This is a genomic window from Moraxella lacunata, from assembly GCF_002027545.1.
Classification (GTDB): Bacteria; Pseudomonadota; Gammaproteobacteria; order Pseudomonadales; family Moraxellaceae; genus Moraxella; species Moraxella lacunata.
The window spans coordinates 34,183-51,914 of record NZ_MXAN01000051.1 but is presented as its reverse complement, the minus strand read 5'-3'; the positions used below and the strand labels follow the sequence as shown (position 1 = coordinate 51,914).

At 45.7% G+C, this 17,732-nt stretch carries 15 protein-coding genes, 1 tRNA gene and 1 other RNA gene; 11 read left to right on the top strand and 6 right to left on the bottom strand.

All coding sequences use genetic code 11. The features are described from left to right. Positions 1-45 precede the first annotated feature (45 nt). Positions 46-669: a Fe-S biogenesis protein NfuA gene (gene nfuA, locus B5J94_RS07665; RefSeq protein ID WP_062501471.1), complete on the bottom strand. Its 624-nt coding sequence runs from the start codon at positions 667-669 to the stop codon at positions 46-48. Between the two features lie 91 nt (positions 670-760). On the opposite strand from nfuA, the gene B5J94_RS07660 reads away from it, so the two are divergent. Both B5J94_RS07660 and B5J94_RS07655 read left to right on the top strand, forming a co-directional pair. Beyond that, positions 761-1,777, top strand: a complete 1,017-nt coding sequence (locus B5J94_RS07660; protein WP_062501469.1) for a bifunctional nicotinamide-nucleotide adenylyltransferase/Nudix hydroxylase — start codon at positions 761-763, stop codon at positions 1,775-1,777. 10 nt (positions 1,778-1,787) lie between these two features. Further along, positions 1,788-2,774: a hypothetical protein gene (locus B5J94_RS07655; protein ID WP_062501467.1), complete on the top strand. Its 987-nt coding sequence runs from the start codon at positions 1,788-1,790 to the stop codon at positions 2,772-2,774. A gap of 126 nt (positions 2,775-2,900) precedes the next feature. On the opposite strand, the gene B5J94_RS07650 is transcribed toward B5J94_RS07655, so the two are convergent. Both B5J94_RS07650 and ssrS read right to left on the bottom strand, forming a co-directional pair. Then, positions 2,901-2,976 (bottom strand) — tRNA-Asn (locus tag B5J94_RS07650). Positions 2,977-3,109: 133 nt separating this feature from the next. After that, positions 3,110-3,300, bottom strand: a non-coding RNA gene (ssrS, locus tag B5J94_RS07645) — 6S RNA. A gap of 123 nt (positions 3,301-3,423) precedes the next feature. Between ssrS and gpmI the strand changes: the two genes are divergently transcribed. Together gpmI and B5J94_RS07635 are read left to right on the top strand one after the other, a co-directional pair. Beyond that, a complete protein-coding gene (gene gpmI / locus B5J94_RS07640; RefSeq protein ID WP_062499243.1) occupies positions 3,424-4,980 on the top strand; it encodes a 2,3-bisphosphoglycerate-independent phosphoglycerate mutase in 1,557 nt (518 codons plus the stop codon). After that, a complete protein-coding gene (locus B5J94_RS07635; RefSeq protein WP_062499242.1) occupies positions 4,977-6,395 on the top strand; it encodes a S41 family peptidase in 1,419 nt (472 codons plus the stop codon). The genes gpmI and B5J94_RS07635 overlap by 4 nt, the downstream gene beginning before the upstream one ends. Positions 6,396-6,488: 93 nt before the next feature. On the opposite strand, the gene B5J94_RS07630 is transcribed toward B5J94_RS07635, so the two are convergent. From B5J94_RS07630 to B5J94_RS07620, 3 genes are all read right to left on the bottom strand, one after another. Beyond that, positions 6,489-8,357: a sigma-54-dependent transcriptional regulator gene (locus B5J94_RS07630; protein WP_062499241.1), complete on the bottom strand. Its 1,869-nt coding sequence runs from the start codon at positions 8,355-8,357 to the stop codon at positions 6,489-6,491. Positions 8,358-8,501: 144 nt separating this feature from the next. Next, entirely contained in the window at positions 8,502-10,217 is a 1,716-nt protein-coding gene (locus B5J94_RS07625; RefSeq protein ID WP_062499240.1) for a sensor histidine kinase, read from the bottom strand. Then, positions 10,214-10,849, bottom strand: coding sequence for a response regulator (locus tag B5J94_RS07620; RefSeq protein ID WP_062499239.1), 636 nt, complete (start codon positions 10,847-10,849; stop codon positions 10,214-10,216). The genes B5J94_RS07625 and B5J94_RS07620 overlap by 4 nt, the downstream gene beginning before the upstream one ends. Positions 10,850-11,674: 825 nt before the next feature. On the opposite strand from B5J94_RS07620, the gene B5J94_RS07610 reads away from it, so the two are divergent. The 7 genes from B5J94_RS07610 (at position 11,675) to B5J94_RS15100 (ending at position 17,732) form a co-directional block, all read left to right on the top strand. Next, on the top strand, positions 11,675-12,835 hold the full coding sequence (locus tag B5J94_RS07610; protein WP_062499237.1) for a D-alanyl-D-alanine carboxypeptidase family protein: 1,161 nt from the start codon (positions 11,675-11,677) through the stop codon (positions 12,833-12,835). Positions 12,836-12,970: 135 nt separating this feature from the next. Beyond that, positions 12,971-13,618 carry a thiamine phosphate synthase gene (locus B5J94_RS07605; protein ID WP_062499236.1) on the top strand — a complete coding sequence of 216 codons (648 nt, stop codon included), beginning with the start codon at positions 12,971-12,973 and terminating at the stop codon, positions 13,616-13,618. 211 nt (positions 13,619-13,829) lie between these two features. Then, on the top strand, positions 13,830-15,029 hold the full coding sequence (locus B5J94_RS07600) for a phosphoglycerate kinase (RefSeq protein ID WP_062499235.1): 1,200 nt from the start codon (positions 13,830-13,832) through the stop codon (positions 15,027-15,029). A 79-nt stretch (positions 15,030-15,108) separates the two neighbouring features. Continuing rightward, entirely contained in the window at positions 15,109-15,243 is a 135-nt protein-coding gene (locus B5J94_RS15020) for a hypothetical protein (protein WP_255216925.1), read from the top strand. A 161-nt stretch (positions 15,244-15,404) separates the two neighbouring features. Further along, complete coding sequence (locus tag B5J94_RS07595; protein WP_062499234.1) at positions 15,405-15,791, top strand: hypothetical protein; 387 nt, start codon at positions 15,405-15,407, stop codon at positions 15,789-15,791. Positions 15,792-16,745: 954 nt separating this feature from the next. Continuing rightward, a complete protein-coding gene (locus tag B5J94_RS15105) occupies positions 16,746-17,174 on the top strand; it encodes a prepilin-type N-terminal cleavage/methylation domain-containing protein (RefSeq protein WP_079364038.1) in 429 nt (142 codons plus the stop codon). 204 nt (positions 17,175-17,378) lie between these two features. After that, positions 17,379-17,732, top strand: coding sequence for a type II secretion system protein (locus tag B5J94_RS15100; protein WP_062499132.1), 354 nt, complete (start codon positions 17,379-17,381; stop codon positions 17,730-17,732).

The following is a 17,732-nucleotide window of genomic DNA, read 5'->3' as shown; positions in this document are numbered from 1 at the left end:
TTTGGGGTGCGGTTCAATTCATGCCCTTTTATCTTTTTTAACCAATCATTTATAATACGCATTTTCCGTCTTAGTGTGGTCGGTTTCGTCAATGACTTGGGTGAGCTCAGGGATTTGTTGTTTTAGCTGAACTTCCACGCCTTGACGCAAGGTAACATCCACCGCACTGCACCCTTGACAGCCACCGCCAAATTTTAGCACCGCAGTTTTGCCTGCATTATCTTCGATGACTTCCAAAAGCTCCACATGACCACCATGACTGGCAAGTTGGGGGTTAATCTCGGCTTGTAGCACATAAGTAATCCGCTCTTCAATGCTGGCATTTTCGCCCACTTGGGGGACTTTTGAGTTAGGGGCTCTAAATGTGAGCTGACCGCCAAAACGGTCTTTGTTATAATCAATCACCGCATCATGCAGATAAGGAATGCTCGGGGCGTCAATGTGGGCGACAAATTTGTCATAAGGAATTTGCAAATCGTCTTCATCAATCTCATCAGGTTGGCAGTAGCTCATACAGCATTCGGCTCGAGGCGTGCCTGCGTGTTCCACAAAAATACGCACGCCAATGCCGTCCACTTCTTGTTTGGCAAGCAGTTCTGCCAGATAGTCTTGGGCGTTGGGCGTGATGATGATGTTACTGCTTAAAGGTTCGTTTTGTAAATCGCTCATGGTAAAAACTCAATAATAAAGATAAATCTATGCTTTTATGGTAACATAATCGCTTTTATCAAGTCTAATTTTTTAAATAATGAGATTTAACATGGCTCAATTTGATTATTTGGTATTTATCGGGCGGTTTCAGCCGTTTCATCATGGGCATGAATTTGTCGTGCGTGAAGCCCTAAACCGTGCCAAAACCGTCATCATGCTCATCGGTTCGGCAAATAGCCCACGCACCATCAAAAATCCGTTTAGCTTTGATGAACGTGAAAGCATGATTTTAAAAGCCTTTGATAATGACACAGCCGACAGCGAGCGTATCATTTGTATGCCCATTGATGACACGCTCTATAATGACCACAAATGGCTCCAAAACGTCCAACAAGCGGTCTCGTTTATCACCCAAAACGAACCTGCCAAGATTGGTATCATCGGGCATACCAAGGATGACAGTTCGTATTATTTGTCGTTATTTCCTGATTGGGGTTTTGTTGAGTTGCCCAGTTTTGAAAATTTGTCTGCCACACCGCTAAGACGGGCGTATTTTTTAGATGAACGTCTAAAAAATGGCGATGATTGGCAAGATAAAATGCCTGCCCCGAGCGTGGCTTTTTTACAAAAGTTTGCCCAAACGGACGATTTTACTCATCTGCAACGTGAATACCGCCATGTCTTAGATTATCAAAAAGCATGGCAGTCCGCTCCGTATCCACCTGTGTTTGTTACGGCGGACGCTTTGGTGGTGCAGGCAGGTCATGTGCTACTCATTGAGCGTGGGGGCGAGTATGGGCGTGGGCTGTATGCGTTGGCGGGCGGATTTTTGGATAAAGATGAAAGCCTGCTTGACTGTGCGTTACGTGAATTACAAGAAGAGACTGGGCTTATCATCAGCCCAAGCACTCTAAAAGCAAGCCATGCCTTTGACGCTCCGAACCGTTCGGCTCGTGGACGGACGGTAACAACGGTGTTTTATTTTGAACTGACAGGCGATAAGCTCCCCGATGTGGCAGGGGGCGATGATGCCAGTCGGGCGTTTTGGCTACCGCTTGGCGAGCTTGACGGGCGTATGATGTTTGAAGACCATTATAGCGTGATAACTAAGATGTTGGGGTTGTAGGGGTGCTTCGATGAGATGGTTGCTTTGCTTGATGATGTTTATGAGTGTTTGTGTTCATGCAAACAGTTACCCAAATGCTGATGAGCTGATTGGCTGTTTAAAACACGACAAACAAGCCAATCAGAGCATGATGTGTCTTTTGCCCAATCAGCGTGTGATGATAAGTGCGATGGGCATGGTAGCGTTTGGCGGTTATCGGCTCGTGGGTGATGTGATGTCTATTGAGATGGACAAGCCTTCTGTATTTGCCGTGATGAGTAGGCATAATCGTTATCAAGACGGCACACGTCTTCATATCAAGGGGCGAAGTGATGAAGATGGTTTTTTATTGCAAATTAATGATGATGAGCCAAGTTACGTCTCTGGTGGTCATGCTTATTTGTGTCATGGTAATGATGTCAATACCTTGAAGTTTTATGCTGACATGAATGAAGTGGGTAAAGATGGTGGGAAGTACCAAGAGAGGTATGCATGGCAAAATGCTGTTCCGAGCGGTCATAATGACATCATTGTCATGTATAGCACCAAACGAGAGCGATTTAGCCAAAGTTTTAGTTATAAGTTGATGGCTGATAATGGGCGGATTTATTTCATACAAGATGGGGTGGATGAGACAGTAGGGCGAGCGTATCTTAGTCGTGATGAGAGCGAGCTTGATTTTATTGATGAGTATTTTGATGATAACGGCAATCCCATTGTGGAAAAATTAAACGACCCTAATTTTATCCTGTTAAATGGGTTTAACCAAATAGACATCCTAATGAGTGATGATGAGTCGCATGGGTGGGATTTGGATGTGTTTGATTATCATGTAGATGGTGATTATTATACGGTTAAGCCTGAGCATTCATCTGAATTTTATGCCAAAGATGATAAAATCTATCGGTATCATTGGGTATCAAACCAACCCAGCAAGACGGCAAAGACAGACATGGCTAAGTATCAAGATATCCGTCAAGGGCGATGGCAGTGCCAAGCAATCGCAAATGATTGGTGATGGGATGGGGTGTGGGCATGATGGTGTGGTTTTTATCATCATGCCCATGATATCAAGCAAATAATGACATAACCAAAAGCGAAAAAGCAAAAACCCTTTTCCAAAACAGAAAAGGGTTTTTAAATATGGCTCCCCAACCTGGGCTCGAACCAGGGACACACGGATTAACAGTCCGATGCTCTACCGACTGAGCTATTGGGGAATAACTTGTCGTATCAAGTGATTGCGTATTATATAGATTTTTGACAACTTGTCAAGAAATTTTTTAAAAAATGATAAAAATTTTAATATTAAAAATATTTTTGTTTAAAATCAATATTTTAAAAGTATAAAAATAAAAAACCGAAACACCGCTGTCAAGTGTTGCCCATGAACCAAGTAGTTCAAGGCGGGTAAATCTTTGCTGTTTTAGGTTTCCCGATACATCAGATGATGCGGGCATACACACCACAGCAAACAGTCATTACCCTGTAAGTGTGATTATCGGCTCAGGTGTATTCTCAACTGGCGAATGTTTCAGTGGCTCTATTGTACGATAATTTTGTAAAAATTTCAAGATTTGGGAGGTTTTTGCCGTGCCGAATGGGGGTATTTTGTGATAAAATGGGAAATGAGTTATCATTTTTGATTTGTTAAAAAAGGCTTTATCATGAAAAAAATCCCCCACGTTTTGATGATTTTGGACGGTGTCGGACACCGAGAAGACTCACGAGACAACGCCGTTTATACCGCCAAAAAACCCAATCTGGACACGCTCATGGCAAGCTGTCCACATGGGCTTATCTCAGGCTCAGGACAGGACGTGGGTTTGCCTGACGGTCAATTTGGTAATTCAGAAGTGGGGCATATGAACCTTGGGGCAGGGCGGATTTTGTACCAAGATTCTACCCGTATCATGAATGACATCAGCTCGGGCGAATTTTTTCATAATGACGTGCTGGTTAAGGTGGTCAAGGATACGGTGGCAAATGAAGGAGCAGTGCATATTTTGGGCTTGTTGTCGGACGGTGGGGTTCATGCTCACATTGACCACATCAAGGCGACCGCCAAACTTGCCGTAGAGCAGGGGGCAAGCCAAGTGTTCGTCCATGCGTTTTTGGACGGGCGAGACACTCCGCCAAAATCGGCAGACGGCTATGTGGCGGATTTGGAGCAGTATCTGGCAAATCTTAGCCAAGAGTTTGATGCCGAAGCCAAAATCGCAAGCTGTATCGGACGCTTTTTTGCCATGGACAGAGACAAGCGGTGGGATAGGGTGGAGCAGGCGTACGACCTGATGACCCAAGCCAAGGCGGTGCGTGAAGCGGACAGTGCCAGCCATGCCATAGAGCTTGCCTATGGGGCGGACGAGACCGATGAGTTTGTACAGGCGACCATAATTGATGATAATGGCGTAATAGCGGACAATGACGGCGTGATTTTTGTCAATTTTCGGGCTGACCGTGCCAGAGAGATTAGCCAAGCCTTTGTGAATGCTGATTTTGACGGCTTTAAGCGTAAGGCAACGCCCGAGCTGTCTGCTTTTGTCATGATGACCAAATATTCTGATGAGTTAGAAGCTAACCCTAAAACAACGGTGGCGTATTATCCAACAAGCCTTGCCAATACATTGGGCGAATACCTACAAAATCACGGTAAAACCCAGCTTCGCATTGCCGAAACCGAAAAATACGCTCACGTTACTTTCTTTTTTAGTGGCGGGCGTGAAGAGCTGTATGACGGCGAAAAACGCATTTTGGTAAATAGCCCTGATGTCAAAACCTATGATGAAAAGCCCGAGATGAGTGCTTTTGAAGTAACTGACAAGCTAAAAGAAGCGATATTATCAGGCGAGTTTGACGTGGTCATCATCAACTACGCCAATGGCGACATGGTGGGGCATACGGGCGTGTTTGATGCGGCGGTCAAGGCGGTAGAAGCGGTGGATACCTGTATTGGCGAGATAGTCGGTGCGGTGCGTGAGATGAACGGTCATCTGCTCATCACCGCCGACCACGGCAACTGCGAGCAAATGCAAGACTACGAAAGCGGACAGGTGCATACTCAGCACACGACCGAATTTGTGCCGTTTATCTATGTGGGCGACAAACAGGTGAGCGTGCGGACAGGCGGACGACTGTGTGATGTCGCTCCGACTATTTTGCACCTGATGGGTATGCAAAAACCTGCCGAGATGACGGGTGAGAGCCTATTGGTGGATGTATGAAACTGACAAAAACACTACTGGCGAGCATGGTGGCGTTGGCGGTAAGTATGCCGATGACAAGCCATGCCGAGCTACCCAAAGCCATCAGTACGCCCATCAATAAAGTGGCAAATCTACTCGGCTTTGGCGATGATGTGCAAGCCGACAGCGGTCTAGATACCGAAGCACAGACAAGTGGACAGATGGCAGATGGCGAGCAGATGAATGCCCAAGACCCAACAAGCCCGACACTTGATGCCTTAGAGAGTAAGCCCAATACACTGCATGGCATAGAAGGACTGCATCAGGGGCGTGTGCCACTGGGAGCGGTATCGCCAAATACCCTAAAAACCTTTGTGTCGGTGGTGGATTTGGTGCGTCGTGACTATGTCGAAGAAGTCAATGATGAGAAGCTCTTTGAAAATGCCATGAGTGGCATGCTGACAGGGCTAGACAGTCATGCGGAGTTCTTGGACAAAGAAGCCTTTGTCAATCTACAATCATTCACCGCAGGCAACGTGGCGAACATCGGGCTGTCAGCGGTATGGCAGGATGATGAGAGTCATTGGGTCATTACCAGTGTTCATGAAGACTCATCTGCCAAACGTGCTGGCGTAAAAGTGGGAGACTATCTACACCAAGTGGGTGAGACCAAGCTGGATGAGAGCCACAGTGAAAATGATGTCAAGCAGTTGCTAAGTGGCATCTCTGGCACACAGGTGGATATTGTGGTGTCTCATGCGGGGCGTAGCAAAAGGCGACTTACTGCTCAGCGTAATGAAGTATTAAAAAGTAATGTAGAGACTGCCATCGTTGGGGGTGTGGTTATCATTAAACTGCCCGTGTTTCAAAACAATACCCGTCAGCAGATTTTGGAGAGTTTGGGGCAGGCGAGCGTGCCAATCACGGGGGTGATATTGGATGTACGAAACAACCCCGGTGGGGTCTTAGAGTCGGCAGGGGCGGTGGCATCGCTGTTTATGCGTAACCAGACATTGGTGCAAGTGGCAGGGCGACAGGGGGTGGAGCGTGAGCTAAGAACCGAAGGCTCGCCACTGCTCATTGATTTGCCGGTGATGATATTACAAAACCGCTACTCGGCATCAGCTGCCGAAGTGTTAGCCAGTAGCTTGCAGTCACAAAAACGAGCCTTGATAGTCGGCGAGACGAGCTATGGCAAGGGTTCGGTGCAGTCGGTCATCCCCATAGGTGATGGGCAAGCGGTCAAGATGACCACCGCTCATTATCTGACCGCTGATGGTCAGCGGATTGATGGGGTGGGGGTCGTGCCTGATGTGGCATTTGATAGGTCTGCTGAGCTAGCACCGACCATGATGGCGATATCAGGCGACGTGTGGCTGTCGCAAGCACTCATCTTAATGGATGGAGCAAAACTAGAAACAGGCGTGGATTTCGCCCCTGTGGGTGGGTTCTAAGGATGTTAGTGGATTCTGGGATGTAAAAAGGGGCGTTCATCATGCCCCCTTTTTTTTTGGTTTTTTATGGTTGATGTGTCAGATGTGTTGGGCTTATTCATCATCACCATCATCGATATCAAGTTTTTTCATGCGATAACGCAGAGAGCGAAAGGTCATGCCAAGCAGTTTGGCGGCTTGGGTTTTGTTGCCCCCTGCTTGCTGTAAGGCGGTGCAGATGATTTGACGTTCTTGGTCAAGCAAATAGGCTTCTAATCCTTGACTGGGTAGGTTGCTGTTTGCCAAATCTTCATGTTCTGACAAATCCAATTTGTCAAAAGTGTGACCATCATCATTGTCAAGCGGATTGGATTTTTGGGCTTTTGGGGTGGACAAGGGCGTACCATAGTTGGCAGATGCGATGATGTTTAGACCTTGGGTGATGGGCTTGGGTTCTTTATTTTCTTTGATGACGGTGTTGGCGGTGTAGGTTGGTCGCTGGTCATGATAGGGCGATGTCTTGATGGCATTGGTAGGGATGGAGATGCCATTGGCAACAGTGCCAGATGTGTCTGTTAAAGACTCGGTTGGTGTAAGCGTGGGGGTGTCATCATGGTCTGTGTCAGATGGAGCATCATCTAACTCTGATATGTCATGGACATCACCTAGCATGAGATGATGAGCATCAATCTCATCGCCATCGCTCATGGTGACGGCACGCTCCAAGATATTTCTTAGCTCACGCACATTGCCTTTGAAGTTATGATATGTCAGCATGTCTATGGCATCATCGGTTAGGCTAAGATTGTCAAGCCCCCAATCTTTGGCAATCATCTCCAAAAAATGCTTGGCAAGCATGGGAATGTCATCACGGCGGTCATTTAGGGCGGGCAACTTGACCTCGATGACATTAATGCGATAGAACAAATCTTGACGGAATGCCCCTTTTTGTACCAAATCCTCCAAATCTTTATGCGTGGCACAGACAATACGGATATCCACAGGCACCTCTTTGGTGTCACCGATGGCACGCACGGTTTTTTCTTGAATGGCACGAAGTAGCTTGACCTGCATGGCAAGTGGCAAATCTGCCACTTCATCCAAAAACAGTGTGCCACCATCAGCTTGTTGGAACAGTCCGATTTTGTCCGATGTTGCTCCGGTAAAACTGCCCTTTTTATGCCCAAAAAATTCACTCTCCATCAGCTCAGATGGTATCGCACCACAGTTGACGGGGACAAAATTGCCATTACGGCGACCGCTTAGGTCATGGATGAGTCGTGAAACCACTTCTTTGCCCGTACCCGAACCTCCCCATAAAAATACTGGTGCCTGTGAGCGGGCTAATTTTTTGATGGTAGAACGCAACTGTTTCATGGGGCGAGAATCACCAATAAGACGACCGCCAAAAATATCATCATCGCTGACAGCGGTGGTTTTTTTGGTGGTGTTTTTTATGGTTCTTTGACGCCCATCTTGGTTGATTTGGGTACTATTTTCTGTGGGTGCAAGCAAATTGCCTGTCAATGGGTTAGATGGTATGATGGTGTTGGTATCTTGTTTTGGGTTGTTGTTTTCTTGTGCTGTGATGCTTTTGGTGTCTTGAATGATGGATTCATTAGCCTTTAAGGCAGATTTGGCAAGTTGGCGTAAGCGTGGTAAGTCCAGTGGTTTATTGACAAAGTCAAATGCACCAATTTTCATCGCTTCAATGGCAACATTTACATCGCCATGGGCGGTGATGACTGCCACAGGCGTTGTGGTGGTTTTGGTGATAAGCTCCACAATTTCCATGCCAGAACCATCGGGTAGGGCAAGGTCGGTGAGACAAAAATCATAGTGATTGTCTGCCAAAAAACCTTTGGCACTTGCCACATCATAAGCAACGTGTGTATCTATGCCCATCTTGTTTAGGGTGATTTGCATCAGGCGACATAGGTCAGCTTCATCATCAATAACTAGGGCGAGCGGCTTATCTTGCATGAATGTTTCCAATAACTTAGATGTGGACTATTATATAGGATTTTTACACAAAACCCAATATTTAGCAAATTCTTGGCAAAATTATCAGCAAAAATGTGAATGTTTGGATGAATATTTATGCACCCAATGCCCCAAAACCATACGCTAAGCAACAGGCGTATTAGAGACAATCAGACGAAAACAGCTTTTATCATTCTCTCTAAAATAGCGGATTTTGGCGTTATTGGCCTCGCTAAATGATTGTGACAGATAAAGTCCCAGTCCTGTGCCTTTTTTACTGGTGGTAAAAAAGGGATTAAAAAGATTGGTCAAATCCTTCTCACTCACACCCTCGCCATAATCTAGCACATCAATAAATGCTCCTGTTTTGATTTTGGTTAGGCGTATGTTGATATCATGGTCGTGGAACTGATGAATGGTGTGGCGTAAAGCGTTATTAATCATATTTATCATGACCTGTTCTAGCTGATTGGCATCAAAATAAAACAAGATGGGCAAGGCGGTATCACCTGTAACAATGATGGCTTCATGTGGATAATGCTCCGCTAAAAACTGTCGCACCCAGCTTGGGGCGTCTAGGGGCGACTGGTTGGGCATCTCTTGGCGAGACAGGCTTAGCACATCCGAGATGATAGAATTGACCCGTTTGGTCTGCTGATAAATCATCTCATAAAACTCAGCATTGACATCATCATCACGCACATCTTCCATGAGTAGCTGACTGGCTTGGCTGATGGCGGCGAGGGGGTTTCTGATTTCATGGGCGATGCTGGCAGAGAGCTGACCTAAGCTTGCAAGTTTTAGCTGTTGGGCGTGGCTTTGTTCACGGCTTAGATCTTCGATGATGAGAATTTGCCCATGTTCAAGCAGGGGTCTGGAACTGATGCGTAACTTATCGCTAAGGTGTGTTTGATTGATATGAGCATGATTATGGATTTTGGGCGGTAGGTCGTAGATAAGTTCAGATGACTGGTTGGGAGCCAGTGAGCGATACCAGCCGATGATTTTGGGGTGTTGTTTGATGATGATGCGAGATAATTCAATGATTTTGGCAAGGCTATCGCAGGCGTTATCATCAATGGGCAGGTGCAAAAAACGTTGAGCGGCATTATTTATCATGACGATATTGCATTTGGGGTCTAACACCAGCACGCCATTGACCATGTTTTTGACGACGGCTTGATTGATGGTGTGGAGTTTTTCTACTTCATCAGCATGGTCAAGAAGCGACTGTTCGGCTTTGGCAAGTCGCTGAGAGATGGACCAACTTAAAAATCCCACCGCCACCAAACTCACCGACAACAGCAGACTGTCATTGATGGTCAGTAGGTTTTTTTCAATCGCTGCTGTCTTAAAGAAAAAAACAAAAAACTGCTGATAGATGAGTGCTGAGATGGTCATGAGTGTGATGACAGTCGCTCGGGATAAAGACAGCAACATATAGCTTGCAGCGACGACGACCATGTATAGCAGGGTTATTTGAAAATCACTGATTTTGCCGTACAGAGCAAATAAGGTCAAAAAAACAACGTCCACCACAAAGCCTGACAACAGCTGTAACCTTGACCGTTTTTTTATCATAAAAAAGGCAAATAACAGCACCAAGGCAATAACGACATAAATGCTAAATACCGTCTGCTCTAAAAAAGTAGGCTCGGTGGGCAGACCCACGCCATCACGGCTTAACAAAAAATTTGCCATCAGTAAAAAATTGGCGATGACAAAGCGGTAAGCGGCGTAGGTAAGCCCAACTTGACGCACACGCATCGTGGAGATGAGAGCTTCTTCGTGAACATTGGCGGACAAAAACCACAGTTTTCGCACCCATGTTTTGGTGTGTCTGATGGGAGATGGACTCATGTATTGACCAGTCCGTGACGTATGGCAAGGTGAGTGAGCTTGACATCAGAGTCCACGCCCAATTTTTCAAAAATGCGATAACGGTAAGTGTTTACGGTTTTGACACTCACAAATAAGCTGTCGGCAATCTGACTGGCACTTTGGCAGTTTGCCACCATCATGGCGACCTGCTTTTCACGCTCGGACAAGCCATCAAAGGGGTTGGTTTTTTTGTCAAGCATATTTTGGGCAAGCACATCAGCAATCTCATGACTAAAATACTTCCCCCCTGCTTTGACCTTTTTGATGGCGACTATCATCTCGCCAATGGGCGTGCCTTTGGTAATGTAGCCGTCCACTCCCGCCTTTAAAAGCATGGATGGATAAGGCTCAGCGACCAAGCTAGACACCACCACCACCTTGATACATTCATCCAGCTGTTTGATACGTCGAGTTGCTTCCACGCCACCGATGTTGGGCATATTAACATCAAGGAGCACCACATCAGGAGCGAGCTTACGAGTCATTGCCACTGCCGTCTCGCCACAGCCTGCTTCGCCCACAACTTCAATCTCGGGGTCGTCCCCAAGCATACGACTGATGCCTGTGCGGACAAGTTCGTGGTCATCCACGATGAGTACTTTTATTGTCATTTTGCCCACCTTGTCTTAAATAAAACTTAACTACTTTGATCTTAACTTAAAGTTACAACTTATTGATTTTTCAATGATTATTTTTCGGGTTATGGGGTGCACCCGACCAGCTTGATATTTACCATGCCCTACACCCAAACATCATTATATTTGTGGTAATGTTAAAGTTTATTGTGTGTAAATTACAATTCGCCCTTGGTAAATCGGACAAATCAGACAAATCAACCGCTGATATAAAGTTGAGATTGGGGTGCAATCTGTCTAAATCATATCAGAATTGTTTGTCTTATGTACAATTAAACACTCAAGTCCAAAAAATCATCCAAAATGGCTCAAAAATTGCAACGGTTTCATTGATTTGGGTTAAGATTGATGTTTGGTTATTGTCTGTACGGTTTGACAATTTTAACAATTTTAACAATTAAACCTTCATCTAGCAATTTGTTTAGCAACTTTTTTAACAAAAAATTGCCATGAATGTTGCCCAAGCCAGATGATTTTTTGCAAAATACTTGCCTGATTATTACGCCAATAAGGATGGTGTGGCAGGGTAAAGGCGGGGGGCAAAAATGTGTTAAATTTGCTTACAAATTTACCCAAAAACTTTGATTTTTAACATAAAAAAGTGGTCTTGTTATGTTAGAATAAAAACGATGAGACGGTCTAAATGTATTTGTCCGTTTCGCAAAAGCCAGTGTTGCCGATGTCATTGATGTGACGGTTTGTTGATGTCAATGCAAGTGGCTTAGGCATTTTCTTGTAAACAAGGTTGTCGCCCAAGAAAATCAATCCTGCAACCCCATCAATGAGCCGAGAGTGGAACTTATGAAGCAAGTTAATTTTAAAAAAGTCAGCCTCAAGCACCTAACCTGCGTGCTAAGCCTGTCTGCCATCTCCATGATGACAGTGTCTGCCCATGCCTTTTTGGTTGATAACAGTCAGCAAAAGACCATCTATATCGGCAAGGGCGATGCCCAAAATATGCAAGCGGTAAAAGTCCAAGAGATTCCATCAGTCCCACCTGCAACGACCACTGTCCAGCAAACTCGTACATATGGCAACACCAATACAGCAACTGCCAACGCCTATAACCAAGGCTACACCAACACTCAGGTCACCAGAACGCCCATGCCTGCTGGTACGACCACCTCTCAGCCATTTGCCATTCAACCTTATGGACAGCAGACCAGTTATGGCAGTAGCTACCAATATGGCGAGCAGTTGCCTGTCAGCACCAAATCCGCTGCCGCCATCGTATTTGACCTACAAACTGGTCAGCCCATTTACCAAAAAAATGCCGATGCCGTACGCTCTATCGCCTCTGTAACCAAGATTATGACAGCGATGGTACTGATGGATGCAGGGCTTGATATGGGTGAAGAGATTGTGATTGAGCCATCGGACTTTATCGCTGCCAAAAAAGCAAGCTCTAACCTACGTTCAGGCGACCGCATGAGTCGTAGCGAGTTCATGCTTTTGATGCTCATGAAGTCAGAAAACCCCGCCGCCAAAGCTCTCGCCCGTACTTACCCTGGTGGCTATGACAACTTTATTTGGGCGATGAACCAAAAAGCCAAAAGCTTAGGCATGAACAGCACCAGTTATTCAGACTCATCAGGTCTAGACCCACGCAACCGCTCATCAGCGAACGACCTAGTGAAGATGATGCGTGCGGTGAACTCTGACCCACGTTATCAGACCGTACGTAACTTCTCAACTGCCCCAAACTATGACTTTTATGTCAATAACTATAACTCGGGTGCATGCACTTACAAAGCCCAAAACACCAGCCGTCTCATCCGTGCAGGCGGGCATCCGATTGGCGTGTCAAAGACAGGTTTTATCCGTGAGGCAGGTTATTGCTATGTGATGGAGACACATGTCAATAACCGTCCTGCTGTTGTCGTGCTACTCGGTGCCAGTGCTTCTAACAGCCGTTGGGACGATGCCGAGGACATCCTAACTCAGTTGGCTTATCGTTATTGATTGCCCTATTGATGGTAAACAAAAAGACCCGACCATTGGGTCTTTTTTGTTTGTTATCTTGACAAAATGACTATAATATAGTGTCGATACCAATATGGTACCGATACCAACCAATCCCACTCCCAAGGATGACCCATGACCGCCCCCAAACTGTACCTACTCACCAATGATGAAGACATTCATACCCTAAGCGAGAAATTAGAACGTGCCTTTGATACGGGTGTGGTATCACTACTACAAATCCGCCGTCATCAGACCGCTCATGTCTTTGATTTGATTACACTCTATCAAGAGACGGAGATTCTCATTAGTTTGGCGGATAAATATGACATTCCCACGGTCATCAATGAAAACTTGGAATTGGCGGTGCATTTTAATACAGGGCTACACTTGACCAGTTCGGGCAATGTTCGCATGGTGCGTGAACTGCTTGGCGATGATGTGTATGTTGGTCAAAGTTGTCATGGCGACGTGGCACTGTTTAGAGAAGCCAAAAAACAAGGGGCGAGCTACGGGGCGATGGGGGCGATGTTTGGTTCTATGGCAAGACCGCTTGCCAAAACCGTCAGTGCCGAGACGTTGATGCGTGCCAATGGCGTGGGTCTGCCCCTATGTCTGATAGGTGGGATTGGGCTTGGCAACATGGATGCTCTACGTCAGAATGTGGGGCAGGCATGCATTGACTATATTGCGGTGACTACAGACATTTTGGGTCATAGTGCCGAGACGGTGACAGCCAAATGCCGAGCATGGCGGATGTATCTGGAAAAATGGGATGGATGATTTTTAAAATAACATGATAAAGTGCCGATGAGTCATTGATAAGGGCAAGACGATCGGGCTTGATTTGATATTTCAAACCAAAACCCATCATTTTGAAAAATACCATCATTTGCCATCGTGATAACATTGAGAAATGCCAAAATATTGTGCTAAAATAGCGTTACTTTATGTCATTGTTATGTGTCCCACACGATATCAAATAGGAAATTTTATGAGTATCACTTATCTGTCCGACCTAGACGTATCAGGCAAAACCGTCCTTATCCGTGAAGATTTGAACGTCCCCATCAAAGACGGTGTCATCACCAGCGATGTTCGCCTACAAGCCTCCCTACCCACCATCAAAGCCTGCCTTGATAGGGGGGCAGGCGTGATGGTCTGCTCGCACCTAGGCAGACCCACCGAAGGCGAGCGTGAGAGTAGATACTCATTGGCTCCGATTGCCGACTATCTGGCGGACAAATTGGGCGTAAATGTGGCGTTTTCCACCGATTATCTGGATAATGGCGTGTCGGTGCAGGCAGGCGAAGTGGTATTACTTGAAAACGTGCGTTTTAACGTGGGCGAGAAGAAAAATAGCCCTGAGTTGTCTAAGCAATACGCCGACCTATGTGACATCTTTGTCATGGATGCATTCGGCACAGCTCACCGAGCCCAAGCGTCCACCGAAGGGGTGATTCGTGCGTGTATCGCAGACGGCAAGCCCGTATGTGCAGGTAACCTACTCTCTGCCGAGCTTGACGCCCTATCCAAAGCCCTAGACAACCCCGCCAAGCCCGTGCTATCTATCGTGGGTGGCTCAAAGGTCTCCACCAAACTTGACGTGCTAAACAGCCTAGCCACGCTGTGCGACAGTATTCTAGTCGGTGGTGGTATCGCCAATACATTCTTAGTGGCAAGTGGCAAAAATGTCGGTGCTTCCCTATACGAAGCTGACCTTGTGGATACTGCCCGTGACATCATGACCAAGACCAACATCCTGCTACCGACCCATGTCGTGGTGGCAGATAAGGGGCAGATTGATTTTGATGACTTTTTGGGTTCGCTGACTCATGCGACTGCCACCGTCAAATCGGTGGATGAGATTGGCGAGCATGACATGATACTAGACATCGCCCCTGAGGCGGCGACTAAGCTGGGCGAGCACATCAAGTCCGCCAAGACCATCCTATTTAATGGGCCTGTGGGCGTGTTTGAAGTGGATGCATTTGGTCAAGGTACTGCCATCATCTGTCAAGCGGTGGCGGACAGCGATGGGTTTAGTATCGCAGGCGGTGGCGATACCTTGGCCGCCATTGACAAATATGGCGTGGCAGATGGCGTGGACTATCTGTCCACAGGGGGCGGGGCGTTCTTGGAGTTTGTCGAAGGCAAGCCTTTACCCGCCATCACTGCGTTAGATACACCCTGATAGGTATCTGATTTATATAAGAATGATAAAATGCAACAAAAACATTTGTTAATTTTTGTTGTATTTTTTATGTTTGGGCTTGCCAAATACCATCATTCTGCTAAACTATAACGCCATCACAGACAGATATCTTATGGTACATGATTCATCATGGTCATGTACTGACCAATCTCAGCTCAGCTTGGCTTGGCTTGGCATGGTAACTTATCGATGATTTGATGATAGTTGTTAAATCATGGGATAAATCACAATCCGCCCTTGATGAGTCCTTGATGAGCCAATGACTTATAGACTTATATAAGTTATAAGTTATAAGTTATAAGGTTGAGAGTAGGATAGATGTTTTTATCCATACACTTCTTTTGGAGACACATAATGAAAAAGTTGATTTTGACCACATTGGTCGTTGCCCTTGCCCTGACTGCATGTAGCAAAGAGACCACCGACAAAGCTGCCGAGACCGCCCAGTCTGCCGCAACTGACACCGCAAATAACGCCACTGCCGCTGCCGAGACCGTGGCTGCCGAAGCCGAAGCTGCTGCCAATGCGACCGCCGATGGCATCTCTGATGTCGCTCATGACGTGGCAAATAATGGCGTAGAGAACGCCAAAAATACCGCCGAAGCTGCCACAGGCGTGGTCTCTGATGCCGCCACCGCCACCGCTGATGCTGTGACAGGAGCTGCCAGCACCGCCACCGATACAGTAACAGACAACACTGCCACTGCCGAACAGCAAGCCCCCGAAGACCAAAAGTACTAATCTGCTCTATATCCCACAAAAGCCCCGAACATGTTCGGGGCTTTTGATAAGCATGATAGATGTGCCAATCTGAGCTTAAAATGGTGGTTTATTGATTGTCAGATTACACCCAAGAGATTTTAAATTTACCACAAATTCAGTGATGTGTGGATGTAGGGACGTGCTGTGTACGCCTATAAAAATGACAGCATTAAAGAACGTGAAAAGCACATCCCTACAAACCCATGGGTAATATCAAGTGGGTTAGGTGTATCCACCATGGGTTTATAATAATCGCACCACATCACATCGTCTCCACCGTCTCCCTTGTCAACACTGACAAAAATCGTCACATACAACACATTAATGCCATGTCAGTGTCTATTTGTGCCAAAAATCAGCCAAGGTGACAAATTTTGGCAACAATTTTTGACAGGTAAAAATTTTGTCCATGCCAAAAATTGGCACATCCACCAAAATGTCAGCCCAACCTGCCAAAAAATGTCAAAAAATCCAAAACTGACAAAAATTGTCACCCAAAATTACCCATCAGACATCAAAATTTAAAATTTTGGCTCTGGTTCAAAAAGTATGCTACAAGGAAAACCGTTCGTGGTGAGCTTGTCGAACCATAACGGTTTTCCGCCACCCGCAGGCAAGCTCAGGGCGAACGGAAAACCTAGTTTAGCATACTTTTTAGACTACTACCAAAATTTTTTTCGGCAAAAAAGAAAAAAATATGTATAAATTTTAAACATTTTTAAAAAACAGCAAAAAATCTGTCTATTTTTTAGACAAAATTCTTAAAATTTTCTCAATTTTGCATATTTTTGCCAAAAACAGCCCAAATCTGCCAAAAAGTTGGCACAGACAATGCAACAGTATAAGTGTCAGGTTAGCAAATAAAAAGAACTTGCTAATCGCTTAACTTAAACAACTCGGGCAATCCTGCCCCAATGAACGAAGGAGTTCACCATGAACGCTCAAAAAGGTTTCACCCTTATCGAATTGATGATTGTTATCGCTATTATCGGTATCCTAGCTGCCATCGCACTACCAACTTACCAAAACTACACTCAGCGTTCTGCTAACACTGCGTGTCTAGGCGAAGCAAAGTCTTGGGTAAGTATTCGTGTAGCTGACATCGCAACTAGTACTGCATTCGCTGAGTACACACCAGCTGCTTGTGCAACAGGTCCTATGAATACAGCAGGTACAGAAGCTACAAAAGGCACTAGTATTACAGGTGTAGTTGCACAGCGAAATCTTTTCATTGCTAACTCCAATCTATTCTTCTCTCCAGCGACTCGTGGTACTAAAAGTGAGTGGAAAGCAGTAAGATGTGAAACAGCATCAGGTACCTGTTCACTACAAGGTAGTGGTATAAAAAGTATGCCAAACTAGGTTTTCCGTTCGCCCTGAGCCATGCCTGCGGGTCGGAAAACCGTCATGGGCAGGCATGGCTCACCATGAACGGTTTTCTTAATAGCATACTTTTTGAACCAGAACCCACTACAATAATAGATGGCTTATTATAAAGTACTTATTATTGAGAAAATCCCCTTTTAGGGGGTTTTCTTTTATTCTTTTAGATGAATCGGAGATGCTATGAAGCAACAATTAGGCTTTACTCTGATTGAGTTAATGATAGTAGTAGCTATTATTGGTGTTTTGGTGGCTATTGCATTGCCTGCATATAAACTTGTGGCGGAACGTGCCAGTGAAAATGCTTGTTTGGGTGAAGCAAAAGCATATGGCAATGCGGTTTTTTATGCCTTATACTCTCCCACCTATCCATCCGTTTCCGTACCAGCACCTGTAACATCTGCTTGTCTTAGCATGACTAACGCAGCTGATTGGACAGCTTCATCAGCCAGCATGCTATATGCTAGACCTAAAAATGGCAACAAACAAATTATTTGTGACATACCTGCAGGAACGCCATGCAGATTAGTACAATAG